Source organism: Labilibacter marinus (assembly GCF_001659685.2).
GTDB lineage: Bacteria > Bacteroidota > Bacteroidia > Bacteroidales > Marinilabiliaceae > Saccharicrinis > Saccharicrinis marinus.
Window position 1 is genome coordinate 37,280 of the sequence record NZ_LXYE02000030.1, and the last position, 18,504, is coordinate 55,783.

General features: G+C 36.6%; 11 protein-coding genes. 9 read left to right on the forward strand and 2 right to left on the reverse strand.

The features are described from left to right. Nucleotides 1–20: 20 nt before the first annotated feature. From A8L32_RS12645 to A8L32_RS12660, 4 genes are all read left to right on the forward strand, one after another. Entirely contained in the window at nucleotides 21–1,376 is a 1,356-nt protein-coding gene (locus A8L32_RS12645) for a helix-turn-helix transcriptional regulator (protein ID WP_066631040.1), read from the forward strand. Nucleotides 1,377–1,507: 131 nt separating this feature from the next. Continuing rightward, nucleotides 1,508–2,650: a glycoside hydrolase family 88/105 protein gene (locus A8L32_RS12650; protein ID WP_066631042.1), complete on the forward strand. Its 1,143-nt coding sequence runs from the start codon at nucleotides 1,508–1,510 to the stop codon at nucleotides 2,648–2,650. Nucleotides 2,651–2,669: 19 nt separating this feature from the next. Beyond that, complete coding sequence (locus A8L32_RS12655) at nucleotides 2,670–4,199, forward strand: DUF1961 family protein (protein ID WP_075590695.1); 1,530 nt, start codon at nucleotides 2,670–2,672, stop codon at nucleotides 4,197–4,199. 6 nt (nucleotides 4,200–4,205) lie between these two features. Further along, entirely contained in the window at nucleotides 4,206–6,080 is a 1,875-nt protein-coding gene (locus A8L32_RS12660) for a hypothetical protein (RefSeq protein WP_066631046.1), read from the forward strand. Between the two features lie 74 nt (nucleotides 6,081–6,154). Here A8L32_RS12660 and A8L32_RS12665 read toward each other — a convergent pair whose 3' ends face one another. Further along, nucleotides 6,155–7,093, reverse strand: coding sequence for an aldo/keto reductase (locus tag A8L32_RS12665; RefSeq protein ID WP_066631048.1), 939 nt, complete (start codon nucleotides 7,091–7,093; stop codon nucleotides 6,155–6,157). A gap of 519 nt (nucleotides 7,094–7,612) precedes the next feature. Here A8L32_RS12665 and A8L32_RS12670 point away from each other — a divergent pair. From A8L32_RS12670 to A8L32_RS12685, 4 genes are all read left to right on the forward strand, one after another. Then, nucleotides 7,613–7,993: a glycoside hydrolase family protein gene (locus tag A8L32_RS12670; RefSeq protein ID WP_066631050.1), complete on the forward strand. Its 381-nt coding sequence runs from the start codon at nucleotides 7,613–7,615 to the stop codon at nucleotides 7,991–7,993. Nucleotides 7,994–8,000: 7 nt separating this feature from the next. Next, entirely contained in the window at nucleotides 8,001–9,635 is a 1,635-nt protein-coding gene (locus A8L32_RS12675; RefSeq protein ID WP_066631052.1) for a glycoside hydrolase family 43 protein, read from the forward strand. Between the two features lie 154 nt (nucleotides 9,636–9,789). Then, nucleotides 9,790–10,839, forward strand: a complete 1,050-nt coding sequence (locus A8L32_RS12680) for a glycoside hydrolase family protein (RefSeq protein WP_143525093.1) — start codon at nucleotides 9,790–9,792, stop codon at nucleotides 10,837–10,839. Nucleotides 10,840–11,171: 332 nt separating this feature from the next. Continuing rightward, a complete protein-coding gene (locus tag A8L32_RS12685) occupies nucleotides 11,172–13,781 on the forward strand; it encodes a glycoside hydrolase family 2 TIM barrel-domain containing protein (protein WP_066631055.1) in 2,610 nt (869 codons plus the stop codon). A 534-nt stretch (nucleotides 13,782–14,315) separates the two neighbouring features. On the opposite strand, the gene A8L32_RS12690 is transcribed toward A8L32_RS12685, so the two are convergent. Beyond that, a complete protein-coding gene (locus A8L32_RS12690) occupies nucleotides 14,316–16,793 on the reverse strand; it encodes a LamG domain-containing protein (RefSeq protein ID WP_158027239.1) in 2,478 nt (825 codons plus the stop codon). A gap of 395 nt (nucleotides 16,794–17,188) precedes the next feature. Here A8L32_RS12690 and A8L32_RS12695 point away from each other — a divergent pair, with 395 nt between their 5' ends. Further along, nucleotides 17,189–18,496 (forward strand): amylo-alpha-1,6-glucosidase, encoded by a 1,308-nt coding sequence (locus tag A8L32_RS12695; RefSeq protein WP_066631059.1) that lies wholly within the window; start codon nucleotides 17,189–17,191, stop codon nucleotides 18,494–18,496. The last annotated feature ends 8 nt before the right edge of the window (nucleotides 18,497–18,504 follow it).

Consider the following 18,504-nt stretch of genomic DNA (forward strand, 5'->3'; position numbering starts at 1 on the left):
AATTGCAGATACAAGAATAAATGATTTTAGAAACACATCGCGAACTTTTTGAATATGTACTGGCACCCTTGGTGTCTGCTCAATTATTTATTACAATTCTATTTTATTTTATCGTAGTACGAAGACGAATTGCGGCAGATTATAAACTGTATAATTTATTTCTGGTTTCATTTATCATTTTTCTGGTAGGTCGTTTAGGATGGTTTTTTTTAAACGATAATAGCGCTATTGTGGTGCTTTATATACGGATGGGTTTATTAATGGGGCTTGGCATTCCCTCGTTATTAATAGCTGCGGCTAAGCAGTCAGGCATTCAACCAACAAAGTACTTATATTCTGTACCTTATTCTATTGGTTTATTACTTTCTTTAGCTTATATCATATTTTATGATGCCGGTTCAACCAACTGGTTTTATTCCGATAGAATTACGGATTTTATTGGAATTTATCAGCCAATTAATTGGGCGCACAACACGCAGATTGTGGGTGCTTTACTTCAATTGATTATCCCATGTACATGGCTTATTATTAAAGAAATTAGAAGGAAAAAGCAGCTTAAATTATTGTTGTTTTTGGCTGGAGCTTTTCTTTTTGGAATCACCTTGGTAATTGGTGTAGGAGCTAAACCTCAGAATATAGGGTTGTATTATATAGGTTCTATACCAACGGGTATCATGTGGATTTGGGCGGTTTTTCTGGACATCAGAGATATGAAAGGTAAGGTTGGTCTGCTAAAAGAAGAATTACAGTTTTTGCTCCGTTCGGGAATGGGTAGTAAAGCGAACGAGATAAATGCTTTACTGGCTAACCTTGAGGAACTTTCGCAGGGTAATTTGGATATATATAAAATGCGTATTCGCGAAATCCTGAATATGCTTACCGATACAACCATTGAAGCTGGAGGTAATACAGAAGTGTTGATTCAGCGAAATGCAGAACGCGCAAATGCTATCGAGAAAAGTTCGGATACATATCAGGTTAAGGAAATTATAATGAATGAGGCTTTAGAGCTTTCTGAAATTATGACAGATATCCCTTTACAGAAAAATACACTCGCCATTGATAAGCTTATTGAGCATTTAAAAAATAACTTTTCAGAGGATTACACCGCAGATGACTTCGCCAATATTGCTGGACTTAGTAAAGCGCATTTAATGCGAGAGTTTAAGAAAAAAACAGGCTTAACTATCAACCAGTTTCATACTAAATTGAGGGTTGAACAAGCCAAAAAACTACTGGCCGAAAATAAAACAGTAGCTAACACAGCTTACCAAGTAGGTTATAACAATCCCAATTATTTTAGTACTGTTTTTAAACGAATGGAAGGCTTAAGCCCCCTTGAATTTCAGGATAATAATAAGTTAGATTCAATTTAGAGTGTGTTTGTAAGTTGTTGTTAATCAGAGAGAGCATTATTTTATAGATGAACTTAGCATGTTTTTGAAGATACAATAACTAACTTCTCGATAATTTAGTTTTAAAATCATTAAAATTAAATATAGGGAATATGAGAATGAAAGGTTCAGTTATGTATGCACTGTTAATTGTAATGGCAATTATTACAATATCCTGTGCTGAAAAACCGCAAAAAATAGCCAATAAATCTGATGTTAAAGATATCATTGTTAAAGTAAATGATTATTGGCAAACCAATCATAAAGCAGAGATCAGATCATTTTGGGATCATGCAGCATATCATACGGGTAATATGGCCGCTTATGAAATAACCCAAAAAGCAGAATATAAAGATTATTCATTAGCGTGGGCCCAACATAACCAATGGAAAGGTGCAAAATCGGATAACAAAGCCGAATGGAAATATAAATACGGCGAAACGGATGATTATGTGTTGTTTGGAGATTGGCAGATTTGTTTTCAGACCTATATAGATTTATACAATTTATCAGAGGATAAACAAGAAGTAATGGTAGCTCGTGCCAAAGAAGTAATGGAGTATAAAATGAGCACTACCAGAAATGATTATTGGTGGTGGGCGGATGGTTTATATATGGTAATGCCAGTAATGACTAAATTGTACAAACTGACTGGAAATGAGCTATACCTAACTAAACTTCACGAGTATTTCTCTTATGCTAAAAGTATTATGTACGATGAAGAAACAGGCTTGTTTTTTCGTGATGCCAGATATGTTTACCCCGAGCATAAGTCGGTAAATGGACTAAAAGATTTTTGGGCTCGTGGCGACGGTTGGGTGTTTGCAGGTTTAGCTAAAGTACTTCAGGATGTTCCAGAAAACTGGGAGCACAGAGCCTTTTTCGAAGATATTTATAAAAAAATGGCTGTAACACTAAAAGAAGCTCAACAAACGGAAGGCTACTGGACGCGCAGCATTTTGGATCCTAACCATGCACCAGGACCGGAAACCAGTGGGACCGCATTTTTTACTTTTGGATATCTATGGGGAATTAATAATGGTCTGCTTTCAGAAAATGATTACCTGCCAGTTGTAACTAAATCATGGAATTATTTAAGCACTACAGCATTAAATGATAATGGTATGGTGGGGTATATTCAACCGATAGGAGAGCGTGCAATACCTGGACAACAAGTAGATGAAAATTCAACGGCTGATTTTGGTGTAGGTGCTTATTTATTGGCTGCTTCAGAAATGTATAAATACCTAGACTAACCTATAACGCACAATAATTATGAAAGAATTAATAATACTACTGATTGTATTTTCCGTACAGTTGGGCCTTTGTAAAGCCCAGAAAAAAATAGAACCAATATTCCAATATAATTTAAGTAATCCAGCTAAGTCCAGCGAATTTAAAACGCATGGTGAAGCACGTGTACTCGATTTAAAAGGAAAGAAAGGAATTAATCCAACCAGCATTCATTCTCGTATTGAGTTACTGAAGCATAATCTTAACAAAGACGAGAAAGGTAGTATGGTTATTTGGGCTTTCTTTTTGGAGGAACTCAATGCGGCGCATCAAACCAAGGCAATGACTTACGATAACGAATCGTGGTTTGTTTATCCTTTAATTTCTGATAACAAAGAGGTAAGCAACTCAGAGGAATCTAACTTTGGGATGTATTTTTTCGCCGAATGGCATCCTCAGTTTTATGTAAAAATGTACAAAGGTAAATTGTATCCAACCCGTGTTGATCCTCCGCAAAAAGCTTTTGTAACTTCGGAGCATTTTAGTTTTAAAGCCAATAAATGGTATCAGCTAACTTTTACATGGGATAAAAAGAAGGAGGACCTCCGATTGTACGCTAATGGAGTGTTGATTGGAACGGATGATAAGTATCATAATGCTTTTCATATAGATGAAATAAATGAAAAGTTGTATACTGGTAATCCAAGTATTTGCTATAGCAATATTGATTTCTATAATGAGGAACTATCAGGAGAAGAAGTAGCCGCAATGTATAAAAATGAAGCTCCAGATTTCGATCAGGAATATATTGATCATTTAAATCATGTTTTTAATGGATATGATGTAAAAGAATTTACTTGGAAACTGGATAATACTTGGACAGAGAAACTTAATCTTAAACTTAATGAGCCTAATTTGTTGGATACATTTTATGTTCAAGGTTATCAGGATGCTCCTTCTGTAAGTAAAGATGGTTTATTAATTGAAACGCCTAATATACCACAACAAGGTAATACAATAGAGAAACAAGTGTACATGTGGCCCTTGCAACGTTTTGAAGGAGATATTTACATTGAGTATGAATTTAAACCTTTACGCGAAGGTGGTTTAAGTTTGCTAATGGCACAGAGTTCAGGAATGAATCGGGAGGATTTTATGAAAGATTACCCTTTACGAACAAACGGAAATATGGGTACCGTGTTAGCACAAGGTGTACGTAATTATCATTGGGAGTATTATCGCGAGATGAATGATGTCAGAAACGATGTTGCCTCTGGTGCTTTGGTGAAAAATCCATATTTCTATCCCTTATCTTATGGATCGTTTAAGGATAATTTGGAGAACAAAGAATGGCATAAGCTTCAATTTTTACAAAGAGGAGATAAAATAATTGGTGCTATTGATGGTAAAATAATTGTTGAAGGAACAGATAATGCCAATACAAATAATGGTCCTGTACTTAACAGTGGTTATATGGCTATTAGGTGTATGATAAGAACCAAAATACTGTTCAGAAATTTAAAAGTGTATAATAAAAACGAAGCTTTTAAAGTAGTAAAAACACAAGATTAGCTTAAGATGAGGAGAATACAATTATTCAAAATAGTTACATTTTTATGTCTTTTAGTTGCACTTTCAGCAGGATGCGAAAGAGGTAGTGAAGGAACTAATATTCGCTTTTTAGTTGAACAAGATAGTATTGAAACATGGTTATTAAGCGATAAAATAGCAGCATTTACAGAGGGTAGTAAACATGCAGAGCTTAAGAATACAACCGGACTGACAAAAAATGATTACCTAAAAGTGATTGAAGGTCAGGTAAAAGTGATGCAAACATATCAGAATGAGAAGGGAGGAATAGTAGACCCAGTTCGTAAAAAGGAGTTGTACTATACCACGCCTTGTTATGCACATAGCGTTTCTGTTTTAGCTTCGTCGGGTTATACAAAAGATACTGCGTTAATAGAGAGTGGTATGAAAGCTTTAGATAATGCTTGTGGTCATCTGAAAAATCAATGGGCACCAGGTAATCATGGCGACTTTTTTACTTGGCCTGTTTTGTTTGCCTATCGTCATCTAAAGAGTTTTGCTGATTCTACCCGATTGAAAAACTGGACCGAGAGTATTGCGGGAATTAAGCCAGAAAAGTTTTATGCTTATCATCGTAATTATAGTATGAACTGGAACTTGGTACATGCCGCAGGGGAGTTTCTTAGGTATAAAGAAGGTTTTACCGATGTTCATTACGTTGATACATGTTTGCATCATCAGAAGAAGCATATTACAGCTGAAGGAATGTATAAGGAGTGGGGAGATCCATTGGCCTATGATTTGTTTTCGAGGCATTACTTGACTGGAATGCTGGCTTTAGGTTATCAGGGAGAGCATTTAGATTATTACAGCAATAACATGACAAAAGGTGCCTGGATGTCCTTATTTATGCAATCGCCAACAGGAGAACTTCCAACAGGATATAGAAGTACGCACCACATTTGGAACGAAGCAGAACAAGCTATGTTGTTTGAAATTTTTGCACAGCAATATAAGTTGGCTGGGCAGGACGGTATTGCAGGTTCTTTTAAAAGAGCAGCCATGTTATCTTTACAAAATATAAAAGGATGGATCAGACCCGATGGATCAGGTTATGCGGTAAAGAACAAGTTTCCGATAGAAAAAAGACAAGGCTACGAGAGCTACACCGCCCATAGTACGTACAATATGCTAGCCACCTCAATGTTAGCGCAGGCCTATGAATTTGCTGCAAATATTGATGAAGGTATTTGTCCGGCAGATATGGGTGGATACATTTTACCAGTTAAGTCCTTCCATAAAGTTTTTGCAAGCCTAAACGGAAGCTATATTGAATACGATACTAAAGGTGATCAGAAATACAATCCTACAGGAATATTAAGAGTTCACCTAAAAGGAACATCACCACAGCTTGGGCCTTCGGATGGAATAGCAGCTATGTGGAACCAAGAAGGAACAAGTATTGCTTTGGGACCAAGCTGGCAAAACAATGAGGGAGATTGGATATCTTTGGCTCAGCAAAAAGTAGAACCTACTGAAGTTAAGGTGTTAGAGGAGAGCAAGGATAGAGTGGCCTTTAAAGTGGTTTATGTGCTCACTGATTCTGTTAAAATTCAGGAGACTATTTCGATAGAAAATAATGTAGCGTTTGTGAAAGATAGCATTGTGGGTGTTAAAGGAAATACCAAGTTAACCTGGCCCATGTTAGTGGATGATGGGGAAACAAAATCAGAAGTAAACTCCAGTGCAAACACTATTCGATTAATGAAGGGAAATGAAGGTATACAATTAAAAGTTCTCAGCAAAAGTAAGCCTATAATTCATATTCCTAATCAAACATACAATCATCGAAATGGAATGGCAAAAGTGGCAGAAATACAGATTGATGGAAATGTAATTGAATATAGTTTATCACTTCCTTAACGGTTGAATTAAAGAGAAATAAAAGTTTTAGGTGCGAAAAATCATATCGCACCTAAAACATATAATAAACTTTTTTAAGCCATTGTATTAAGACGTTCCATCTGCTCTGCAGAAAGCACGATGTCTTTTGCTTCAAGGTTTTCGTTGAGTTGTTCCATACGGCTAGCGGCAACAATAGGCAATACCTGTGGTACACTATGTAACATCCATGCCAATACCAACTGATTAGAACTACAGTTTTGCTCTTGCGCAATTTCTTTAAGTGTTTTTAGCTGAGAATCAGCAATAGCACTTTGGTACTGTAAGGGTATTTCAACATCATCTTTAGAGTAAGCTCCCGAAAGTAAAGGAGAATAGCCCATTAGGGTTAAACCATTGGCCTGACTGTAATCTTCTATTTCAGGAGTAATCAGTAGCTGATTTCCAAATGGAGCCCTTAAGTTAGGCGATAAATAAGTATGTCTCTGTTGTAAACAGGTAAAAGAGTCCCAACCATTCTGTTGTGCACAGTTACTGGCCTGCTCCAACCTCCACGAAGGAAAGTTACTGCCTCCAATGTGACGAATCTTTCCTTGTTCTTTTAATAAATTAAATGCCTCCATGCTTTCTTCAATGGGAGTATTTACATCGTAGGCATGCGCAAAAAACAAATCAATAGTATCAACACCCAAGCGTTTTAAGCTACGCTCACATTCTGAAATTATAACCTCTTTTTTAAGCGTACGCGGAATATCTTCATAAGGGAAGCCTACTTTTGAAGTAATAAACATATCAGCACGATTATTACGCGCCTTCATCCATTCTCCTAAAAGGAGTTCACTTTCTCCTCCGTTAAAACCCGGAACCCAACTCGCATATTTATTGGCAGAATCTAAAAAGTTACCGCCTACTTCTACATAACGATCTAGTAATTCAAAACTAGTTTTCTTATCCACTTTAGTACCAAAGTACATGGTTCCCATGCCCATGATACTTATTGTTTCTTCCGTTTTACCTAATTGTACCTTTTGCATATCTATAATTTTCTTTCACTTGTATTTGTTGCCCTTATTTTAACCTGATGGTAACTAAGGGGTATGGTTTTATGACGAAGGCTTTATCCTTCTTAAATTCTTTAGATAACAAAAGTAAACATTACTCTTTTTAAATGAAAGAGTTCGGAACTTCCAGAATTATTAATCGGCTCTTACAAAAAATGATAGTCTGCTTTTTCGTTAAAACGAGGGGGTAAATTACTGTGTTTATATATTTCTAATATCAAATAAAGCGATAGTTAAGAGATTTCTCTAAACTTAGCATTCCTTAAATAAAGGTAAGGCAGCTTTAGATCAGATAACAACGGATCTATTGCAAACATACATATTCAATAAGAAGCTTCAAATGGTTTAAATATTAGTAAATTATAACAAAAACAATATGAGCAGATTTGTATCACTTATATCAATCGCCCTGATTACGGTAATAATTCAATCGTGCGGAGACCAAAAAGTGAAAGATAATGAACAAACCGAAGCTTTCCATTTAAAGAGGGTATGGCTGCAATGGTTCTTAAAGATGGAAATGAGCATTTTACGATTCAATATGCCAAAGATGGAGTTAATTTTGAGATAGCTTCTATTGTTGAGTTAATGCCAGGAGCGCTAGGGCCATATGTTCCTGATGCTTTTAATAGTAATGGAAATGGAAGGGGAATTACCTGGGGCGTTTCTCATTTGGCACCAGCCTTTTCGTGGAAACATGGGTTAAGTATATTGATGCGTTTCGATTGCGATTTAGGTTTGGATGTTGACGATCCAGAAATGAAGCATCATGAATATTACCGTTTAGATCCTGCCTTTTTCTATAAGCATGGATTAAGTCAGAAGCAGTATCAACGTATTGAAAAAGAAAATCAAATAAAATCACAAGAATAAAATAATCATGGTTAAAAAAGTTATTCACTTAGTTGTTGTTTTAGTTATTGCAACCAATGTTTTCGCCCAAACGGCACCTACAACATTTAAAAACCCCATTCTTTCCGGGTTTTATCCTGACCCTTCTATTTGTAGAGTTGGAGATACGTATTATATGGTTAACTCTAGCTTTGAGTGGTATCCAGGATTACCTATTCATAAAAGTAAAGATTTGGTGAATTGGGAAAAGATTGGACATGGGCTGCACCGTCCTGACCAAATAGTATATAAGGATGGATTAAGAAATTCAAACGGAATATTTGCACCAAGCATTCGACATCATAAAGGCACATTTTACATTATAACAACCATGGTGGGACAAAAGGGTAATTTTATCATTACAGCTAAAGATCCTGCAGGGCCTTGGAGCGACCCAATGTGGATTCAGGATGCGCCAGGCATTGACCCTTCTTTATTTTGGGATGATGATGGACGTTGTTATTATACAGGAGCCGGGGTTATAGATGATACGAAAAAGGAGTGGCCTGGCAAAAACGGTATTTGGATGCAAGAGATAGATCCTGATAAAGGGGTGTTACTGGGAGAAAAAAAACAGCTTACTTATGGTCATGCCTCCAATGCGCGTTGGGCAGAAGGACCGCATCTGTATAAAATTGATGGCGAGTACCTGCTTTTAATTGGAGAAGGTGGTACTGGCGAGTATCATGCCGTTACAGTTTTTAATAGTAAAGATTTGTGGGGGCCGTACATTCCTAATCATGCCAATCCCATCATGACACATCGCCATTTAGGCAAAACGCATCCGATTGGCCAAACAGGTCACGCCGATTTAATTCAAACGCAAAATGGTGATTGGTGGATTGTAATGTTAGCTAAACGTCGGGTAGATGGTTTTGTGACTTTAGCGCGTGAAACTTTTTTGGCTAAAGTAGAGATGACGCAGCAGGAGAGTGGGCTTACACCAATTATTAATCCTGGAATTGGATTGTTACAATTAGAACAAGAGCGACCTGCTTTACCATGGAGTCCAGTATCTAAAATAATAGAATTGGATGAGTTTAACGGGGACGAGTTGGGCTTAGCATGGAACTTTTTACGCTCGCCTAAGGAGTCCTGGTATCAGCAAAAAGAAGGGCAGATGCAAATTCAGTTACGTCCTTCCAGTTTGTCAGAACTAGTTAATCCATCTTATATAGCGCAGCGCACACGTCATTTTGCATACGAAGCAACTACTCAGTTATCGTTTAAAACTAAAAAAGAAAATGAAAAGGCTGGATTAGCTATTTATCGTCGCCATGGTAATCATTATCAACTGCTAAAAACGAATGATTCGATTGTACTTTTAAAAACCTTGCAACAGGGTAATGTAGGTGAGTTTAAATCGGAAGTTATGGCCACAGTTCCTTACAAAAAAGACGAAGTTGTATTAAGTGTAAAAGTAAATGGTATTAAAGCGCAGTTTTATTATGGAGAAAACAAAGCTGAATTAAAAACCATTAGTGTTGAGCAAGATTATACAGTAGTGTCGGATGAAGTAGCGCAAAAGTTTAATGGCGTTTATGTAGGTATGTATGCTACCTCTTCTGGCGAAGAAAGTAAGCGTATAGCTAAATTTGATTGGTTTAAATACAAAGGATTGTAATAAAAGATAAGTAAATATGTACCTGCCGAAAATGATTCTCACTATAACTAAAAAGCATATAGCTTGTGTTTGTATTAAAATATTTTTGAGTTGCCTTTTTATTTTTGCGTTTATAAATATTCAAGCACAAAATAAACACCTGAACATAGGAGCCATGGTGCAACCGGTGAATGAACAAAGCAAGTTTATTGATGCTGAGTATCATATTTGGGGCGCATCGGTTGTAAAAGGCGAAGAGGGTAAATATCATATGTATTATTCTCGCTGGCCGTATGAACTTGGGCATATGGCGTGGGTTACACATTCCGAAGTAGCTTATGCTATAGCAGATAAAGCCGAAGGTCCGTATAAACATGTAAATGTAGCCTTGCCTGCTCGCGGAAAAGGGTTTTGGGATGGAACCACAACGCATAATCCTACCGTATTTAAAAAGGATGGTAAATACTACTTGTACTATATGGGCTCTACGTCCGATGTAATTGCAAAGCAACCTACTTCTATGAAAAATAAGGATTGGTGGATATATCGCAATAATCAACGTATTGGAGTGGCTTGGTCCGAAAAACCTGCAGGACCATGGCGTCGCCTAGATAAGCCTGTGATTGATGTGGCCAGTAATGCGGAAGCACCAGATGCTTTAATGACATCAAATCCGGCGATAAATTTAGCACCTGATGGAAGTGTTTTTGCAGTGTATAAAGCGGTAGGTAAACAGGCCGGGTGGCAAGCAGTGGATATGAATGGTAGTGCAGGGTGGCAGGTTTCAAAAGGCGACCGTGTTCGTTATATGCTTGCCTTTGCCGATAATCCATTGGGGCCGTTTACTAAACATGATGAAACCATTTTTGAACTTAAAGGGTCTGAAGATGAGCATATGATTGCCGAAGATCCTTTTGTTTGGAGTCAGGATGGAAAATATTATGCCATAGTAACTGATATTCAGGGGCGATTTACGGGTGACAAAGGCGCTTTAGCATTAATGGAATCTAACAATGGTTACGATTGGAAACAAGCTAAACACCCAAAAGTATTACCCAGTAAAATATTAAAAGAAGATGGTACGTATACCGAATATAAGATAGAACGTCCTCAACTATTACTCGAAGGTAATATTCCTATATACTTGTTTGGCGCATTAGGCATTACAGTAAATGGTGTGCATCGCGGACACGCATGTAACTTGAGAATAAAGTTAGAGCAGTAAAGATTGGAGTCAGTACTTGCATATTCTTCCGAATACCTTCTCTGAAATCTCCGAACGCTCGTTCTGAAATGTTCGTACGCCCGTACTGAAAAACTCGTACGCCCGTTCTGAAAACTCCGTACGCCCGTTCTGAAAACTCCGTACGGTCGTTCTGAAAACTCCGTACGGTCGCTCTGAAATTTAAGAGAACAGGCTCTAGTTTTTATTTTAACTAAAATCCCACCCAAAAAGATGGATAATATCCCCTTGAGTCATCGTAAATTCATTGTTATATTAGCAGTATTGATTTTAAAAGATAATATTACTTAATAATCGTAACTTAATTAACGATAATGAAACAGATACTGTTTGCAGGTTTAATGGCTTTAATTATGATGTCTTGTGCTGATGTAGCTCAGGATGCCAGAGAAACCATTGATTTTAATGATGATTGGAAATTCCATTTGGGCGATGTAGAACAAGCTTCGGCAACAGATTATAACGATGAGGAATGGCGTAAGTTAAGACTTCCACACGATTGGAGTATAGAAATTGGTTACGAAAAACCATTAGCCGTAACCAAGCCTGGCGAAGTAAGAAAATCGACCAATGATAGTAACTTACCATCTAACATTACTGCCGTTCAGGCCAATGAGTACAGAAAGACAGCGAGTAGTACAGGTTTTGTGCAAGGAGGCATTGGCTGGTATCGTAAAAGTTTTCAGCTCAATGATTCTGATAGAGATAAAAATATAAGCATTGAATTTGATGGAATATATACCCGTTCTAAGGTTTGGGTTAATGGTCAGTTGTTAGGTTATAGACCGAATGGTTATATCAGTTTTGCCTACGATTTAAGTCCTTATTTAAACTTTGAAGGAGAGAATGTAATCGCAGTTCAGGTGGATCATACTAATTATGTAGATTCACGATGGTATACTGGTTCTGGAATTTATAGAAATGTGCGCTTGGTAAAAAAAGCCAACACCCATATTGTTAATTGGGGCGTTCGCATAACCACACCAAAAATTACCCGCGAAAGTGCAGATGTTGTTATTAGTACTGAGCTAGCTTCATCAATAGAAGATGTAAAAGAGTTGAAAGTACAGGTGGCTATTGCAGATAAAGAAGGTAATGAGGTAGCAACAATAAACGAGAATATTCAATTAAACAAATCGGCTATTGCCAAACTCAAACTAAATATTGTACAACCAAAGCTTTGGGATATTGAAAATCCTCATTTATATACAGCTCACATAAAAGTATTTAAGGGAGATGTTTTATTAGATAATGTAAAACAAAAGTTTGGTGTTAGAACGGCGGAGTTTACTGCTGATAAAGGGTTCTTTTTAAACGGGAAGTCAGTAAAGATTAAAGGAGTGAATTTACACCATGATGCGGGTGCCGTGGGAGCTGCTGTTCCCATTGATGTTTGGAAACGCAGACTGTTGCAGTTACAGAGTATTGGATGTAATGCCATTCGTACTGCCCATAACCCTTATGCTCCCGAGTTTTTAGATTTATGTGATGAACTAGGTATGTTGGTGGATGCTGAGTTTTACGACGAGTGGAGTCAGGATAAAGACAAACATACTACGCGTTTAGGCGCTAACGATGCTCCAGCTTCATTCGCTGCGGGTTACTCAGAGTATTTTAACGAATGGGGCGAAAGAGATTTAAAGGATTGTATCCGACGTGATTTTAATCACCCATCAATTATTATGTGGAGTATTGGAAACGAAATTGAGTGGACTTTCCCTTACTATTCACAAACCTATAATACAGTAAATGGTAAAGTTAAGTATTACGAGCATATCCCCAATTACGATTCTATAACCAACAAAAAGGTGTTTGAGGAACTAAGCCCGGAAGTTGATTCGTTGGTGGTTATTGCAAATCAATTGGTGGCTTGGACTAAGGAGCTAGATACTACGCGTCCTGTAACCATCGGTAGCGTATTACCAGTTGTGGGTTTAACCAGCGGACTAGGACAGGCTGTTGATGTTTTAGGCTTTAATTATAGAGCGGTGGAGTATGACGGTGCGCACGAACAATATCCAAATCTTAAGATTCTGGGTTCGGAAAATAATGGTACTTGGGAAGAGTGGAAAGCGGTTGCTGATAGAGATTTTGTGGCAGGTATTTTTACTTGGACAGGCATTGCTTATATGGGCGAAGCTGGACCATTCCCACGTAAAGGTTTAAATCTTTCGTTCTTCGATTTTGCTTGTTTTAAAACTCCACGCGGTCATTTTTATGAGTGTCTTTGGAAAGATGATCCTAAGGTTTATATTGGTACAGCCGCTTTATCTAAGTCAGAGTTTCAGTATGATAAAGACCAAGGTTTCTCCATTCAGTTGCGCACAGACTGGTTACGCAGATGGACTTGGTACGATATTGATAATACCTGGAATTACGAGGCAAATGAAGATGTTGTTGTGATGGGGTATACCAACTGTGAGGTAGCCGAGTTATTCTTAAACGGAAAAAGCTTTGGTAAGCAAAAAGTAAACGATAACGAAGACCATATTATTAAATGGTTAGTTCCTTTCACTCAAGGTGAATTAAAGATTGTAGGTTATAATAACGACCAAGTAGTGGATGAGTACAGCTTAAAAACGGCAGGTTCGTTAGCTAAGATATCCATAGAGTCAGATGTTCGCACTATGAATTCTAATGGTTATGATGTAGCACATATTGAAGTGAATTTGCAGGATGAAAATGGAGTGTTAATTCCGAATAAAGATGTGGATGTAACATTTGAAGTAACTGGTGCAGGAAGTTTAATAGCTGTAGATAATGGCTGGGAATACAATGTACAAAGTCATCAAGAAAATCATTTAATAACACACCAAGGTAAAGCCTTAGGTATCATTCAAGCAGCTCAATCGGGTGGAACAGTACAAGTTATTGTTAGCGCAGGAGATGTAAAATCAGAGCCTATTATTATTAAGGTTGAATAAGCGTATAATTACTATAAACATAATTGAGGTTGTCATCAAGGCAACCTCTTTTTGTTTCTATACCTATCAAAAATATTACTATTGTACCAATATTGGAATTGAAACCAAATCTTTGCTGGTCTATTTATTACTCATTTTTCCAATTCAAACGTGTACCTGCGAATTTTCTGAAAATGCAAAGTACACCAGTGTAATGGCTCATTTTACGCTCAAAATGTAGAAGTACAAGTTGTACCAATGTGTTTTAGTGTTAAAAAGTAAAAGTACAGCTTGTACTAAGGTGTTTTATCGCAAAAATTACAAAAGAACAAGCTGTACCGAGTTGTTTCACCTTAAAATGTAAAAGTACATCGTGTATCAAGCGATTATTTTTCATATTTACATTTTATCAAAGTGTATTGCAGAGTTATCCGCTTAACATTTGCTCAAAATGTACGGATTTAAGGTAGCAACTCGCGCAATAAGCAAAATGAATGCAAATAACAATATTGAACCCATTTACAGCAGTGGAGAATATTAAAGTACATCACTTATCTATTTAGCCCAAAGTTCGTCTACATTAATATGTAAGAATTCTTTTAAATCGTACTCGTAATTTTTGGAATGAACAGTATTGTATTTCTCACAAAACTTATCGAATAAAAACGTGGCTTTATTACCACTTCCTTGCTTGGTTAAACAACTTAATTGGTAATGTAAAGCTTGCGTATTCAAATCATCGAGCCTAAAGATATAACTCACTACTTCCAATACTATATCGAAGTTTTTAGCCTTGTAGTTTTCTTTGGTATAGTCTAAAAGTTGGTCTGTTAAATCAAAATTAAGGTTCGATTTAACATCTAACAACCAGTCCTTTTTTGTGCCAGATAAAAATTCGCCACGCTTGATTAATGTATACAATTGCCTTAGTTCAGTATTGTTATTAGTAATGTAATCGTTAATGATTTTATAATCGCAGAAAATATCTTCGTTTATTATCAATCGCCAAAACTTATCCTCAAATATTACATCAATACCTTTTATATGGGCAAGTACTTTTTTTAATCCATTAAAGGTAACTCCTCTATTGTTGGCGGCCTTAGTAGGTTCAAATCCATTCCAAAGCACATCGGTTAAATCGGAAGTTGAAATACCTCTAGGGTTTTTTAATGAAGAGAACAATAGTAATAAAAACAGTTCCTTGATTTTAGGAGGGAACTGCGCTGAATGGTCCTCTCCATTTTCATCTATCACCATAAACTTACCAAATAGGTAAATAGCATTTTTCTCAGGACTCACATAAGTAGGTTTAGCAGATGCTATTGGTTTCTGCCTGGCTAATTTCATGCGATAAATAACAAACAAAACGAGTAACAACATTGCCAGAACAACAATGATTATTTTAGCTGAGTCAATATTTATCCACGAAGGATCTGGTATCTCTACAACGTTTTGGTTTAACCAATTAATTTCTTCATCGCTAAGTGCTCTATTCCAAATTTTCAATTCGTCCAGATAACCATTCATAAAGTTATCCTGTTTTATACCATGACCCAACAACAATTCGCTAGCTCCAATAAAGGAAGGGTGATTATCCGATTCGCCCACTTTAACGCCATCAATAAATATGCTTTGCACTTCGGTAACAATGTTATAGCGAACCGTAAATTGATACCACTTCATGTTTTCTATTTTTGTATCGGCATTGCAGTCGTTGGTATAAAAGCCAAACAACGGTTTTCCAGATCTAACAATAGCGTGTAAGCCTTTTCTGTAGCCTTCGGTATTGCTACCAACAATGCAATGACCAATTTTATTTTGTTGTTCCAATAGTTTTATATATACCGAAATGGTAAAGCTACTATTCACTATTTTATAGGCGTCTACCATATCTAAGGTAGCGTAGTTACCATTACTTAGCTTAAGCACATGGCCGCGTTCGTTATCTGTAACAAACATACCCGAGTCAGGATGTGTCTGAAATGGTGCAACCTGATTTTTAAGAGAATGATTAAAGCTATAACTAGCTGTTAAACCTTCCGAAATATTTAAAGGGCTCCCTATCAATTGAATATTCTGATTGCTGCTAAGTGCTTTTTGTATATCCACCTGCTCAGGTGTAAACTGATAACCTGCTTTAAAGGGTGCTAGTTTTAAGGATGCCCCTTCATCGTTAGGAAAACTAAAATAGCCGTTAGTCAGTGCATTTTTATTGTGCGACCAACTCACCTCATTCGCAATTTTGCCGTCCAACAAAATCTCACCATTAATGGGTGTAAATTCGCTTAAGGTTTGTGTTAGATAATGGAAGGTTAGATTATAATCAGGCGACGAATAAAAAATGAAGTTGGGCTGTTTTCCAATCGTGTTCCAACACTCCAATAAATAATCAACCGAAAATGTGTTTAGGCTAATTCTAAACCAATCTTTAGGAGGAGGATTTCTTTTTATCTTTTCCTTAGTAAATCGTTTAACCTGCAACAGCTCATTGTGTAGGTTTCCTTTATAAATAGTCCGGCTATTGTTACTTCTTAATAGCTTAGGAAGTTTTATTTCAACAATGTGTTTTTGAATGCAATTAAAGTATTTGCTTGTCTTATTACTCTGGCAAGCATCAAATATAATCAGCGGTTTATGTTGCGCTTGAATTTCTTCGATACTTGGCCAACGTTCTCCAGGTGGCTGAAAGAATGTTTGATTAAGTAAATGACTCGATTTTAATTGTTCTATTAATTCAGATTCATTCCCCCAAAATTTAATAAATAAAGGGAATACTCGCTCAGGATGGTTATTTAGATATTGCTTTAATTCTTGCAGAAAGTCGGCGAAAGTTAACAGCTCATCTTCTGTATCTATAATAAGTGTGTTATCAACAGAGTCATTAGTCACTGTTATCGACATGCCCAAATATTCCATTTTCTCGCTTAAGCGAAAAGTAGAAATGATATCCTTGCTGCTTGAAAATTCAGCTATAGCAAAAGAGCTCTTATTAAAACTTTTGGCATTCGCATTCTGAACAAAAAAAAGTAGCACCAACGCTATGGTAAAACAAAGCAGGAAATTCTTATATATATGTTGGAAATAGGGCCTATTACAACGAATCATTTTTAAAATATCTCTATATGCTGACATTAAGCCCAAACTTATAAAAAAGTAACTAGAATATAGGGTTTTTTGAGACGCAATGTTGCATACAGAAGTTTTCTACAGCTGCATAAAAAAGTGAATTGTATTTTTTTTATAAAAAATGTTACTGAGCATTTAATCAGTGTTTAATGTGTGTTATTAAGTGCAAAATTAAGTGTGTACTATAGGGTATTTAAGTTTGTACTAAGGCCTTTTTATCTACTCAAAAGTAATTTCATATCATCATTTAATAACAAAATAAATTCCAGTAACCTACTGGTAGTTAATATTAAAATACTGTGATGCATACTTCAAGAATTAATATTTGGGTTTTATATCTTGTTTTATTTCTATCGATTAATGCAACTGCTCAAAAAGCGTATGTTGCTCCACCGCATGTAGAGTTTGATGTAAATTCAATCGAACTAAAAATGCGCTTACGTGAACTCAACGAAGATATCCTTCGAAAAGGTATTCTGCTTGATACCACAATTACCCACAAAAAATTATTGACGGGTTATGCCTACGAGCAATTTTACGATTGGGATTTATACTTCGAGAATATATATATGTCCTATTATGGCATCTCAAACTTCAACTTCGATAACTTGGAAGGTTTCTTTGCTATTCAGCATCCCGATGGTTTTATCAAACGTTGCTTCGGTCCAAGACCATTTGGAACCACGCATCACTTTAAACCTTTTATTGCGCAAATAATTGTGCTAGGTTCTCGACAAACAGGCGATTGGACTTGGGCAGCAAAATACTACGAGCAAACTCAAAAGTATTTAGAGCATTGGTTTGAGTATGATACGGATAAAAATGGTTTATGCTATTGGTCAGGTAAGCAAATGAAAACTTGGTCGGGTGCTTCTGATCACAGTGGCATGGATAATCAGAATACACGCTGTTTGGGCAAGAGTGAAGGTGTGGATTTAAACTGTTACCTAGTGCGAGAGTTAGAAGCCATGGCCATCATCGCTAAAGAAATTGGTAAAAAGAAAGATGTAGCTGGATATAAAGAACATGCAGTAAAGTTAAAGGCTTTAATCAACAAACATCTTTGGGACGAAAAATCGGGGTTTTATTACGATAGAAACGAAGAGAATGGACTTACCACATTTGTAAAATCGGTTTCGTGTTTTACACCAATATGGGCAGGAGTTGCTTCTAAAGCACAGGTTAAACGAATGGTTGAAGAGCACTTGCTTAATCCCAAAGAGTTTTGGACAGCTTATCCTGTTCCTTCCTATGCTTTGACGGAGCCTGATTACCGTCAAAATTACCAAGGCCAAAAAGGCTGTAACTGGAAAGGTAACACATGGATACCTACCAATTATATGATTTGTCATGGTTTGATGGATTATGGTTACGAGGATTTGGCCAAAGAGATTGCTTTAAAAACCTACAACATGGTTTTGGGCAACAAAGCAACCCGCGAATTTTACAATGCTGAAACAGGTGAAGGCTTAGGTATGAACCCATTTTTTGGTTGGTCGTCCTTAGCCTACTATTTGCCCCTTGAATTAGAGCATAATTACAACCCGACTGACTTACGAGAAAAGGATATCTTAAAGTTAGGTGATAAACTAGGTATAAACTTTAAATAAGCAATCAA

Excerpts from the sequence above, each read along its gene's own strand:
- A8L32_RS12645 (WP_066631040.1), top strand. The coding sequence starts at position 21 with ATGATTTTAGAAACACATCGCGAACTTTTTGAATATGTACTGGCACCC.
- A8L32_RS12650 (WP_066631042.1), top strand. The coding sequence starts at position 1,508 with ATGAGAATGAAAGGTTCAGTTATGTATGCACTGTTAATTGTAATGGCA.
- A8L32_RS12655 (WP_075590695.1), top strand. The coding sequence starts at position 2,670 with ATGAAAGAATTAATAATACTACTGATTGTATTTTCCGTACAGTTGGGC.
- A8L32_RS12660 (WP_066631046.1), top strand. The coding sequence starts at position 4,206 with ATGAGGAGAATACAATTATTCAAAATAGTTACATTTTTATGTCTTTTA.
- A8L32_RS12665 (WP_066631048.1), bottom strand. The coding sequence starts at position 7,093 with ATGCAAAAGGTACAATTAGGTAAAACGGAAGAAACAATAAGTATCATG.
- A8L32_RS12670 (WP_066631050.1), top strand. The coding sequence starts at position 7,613 with ATGGCTGCAATGGTTCTTAAAGATGGAAATGAGCATTTTACGATTCAA.
- A8L32_RS12675 (WP_066631052.1), top strand. The coding sequence starts at position 8,001 with ATGGTTAAAAAAGTTATTCACTTAGTTGTTGTTTTAGTTATTGCAACC.
- A8L32_RS12680 (WP_143525093.1), top strand. The coding sequence starts at position 9,790 with ATGGTGCAACCGGTGAATGAACAAAGCAAGTTTATTGATGCTGAGTAT.
- A8L32_RS12685 (WP_066631055.1), top strand. The coding sequence starts at position 11,172 with ATGAAACAGATACTGTTTGCAGGTTTAATGGCTTTAATTATGATGTCT.
- A8L32_RS12695 (WP_066631059.1), top strand. The coding sequence starts at position 17,189 with ATGCATACTTCAAGAATTAATATTTGGGTTTTATATCTTGTTTTATTT.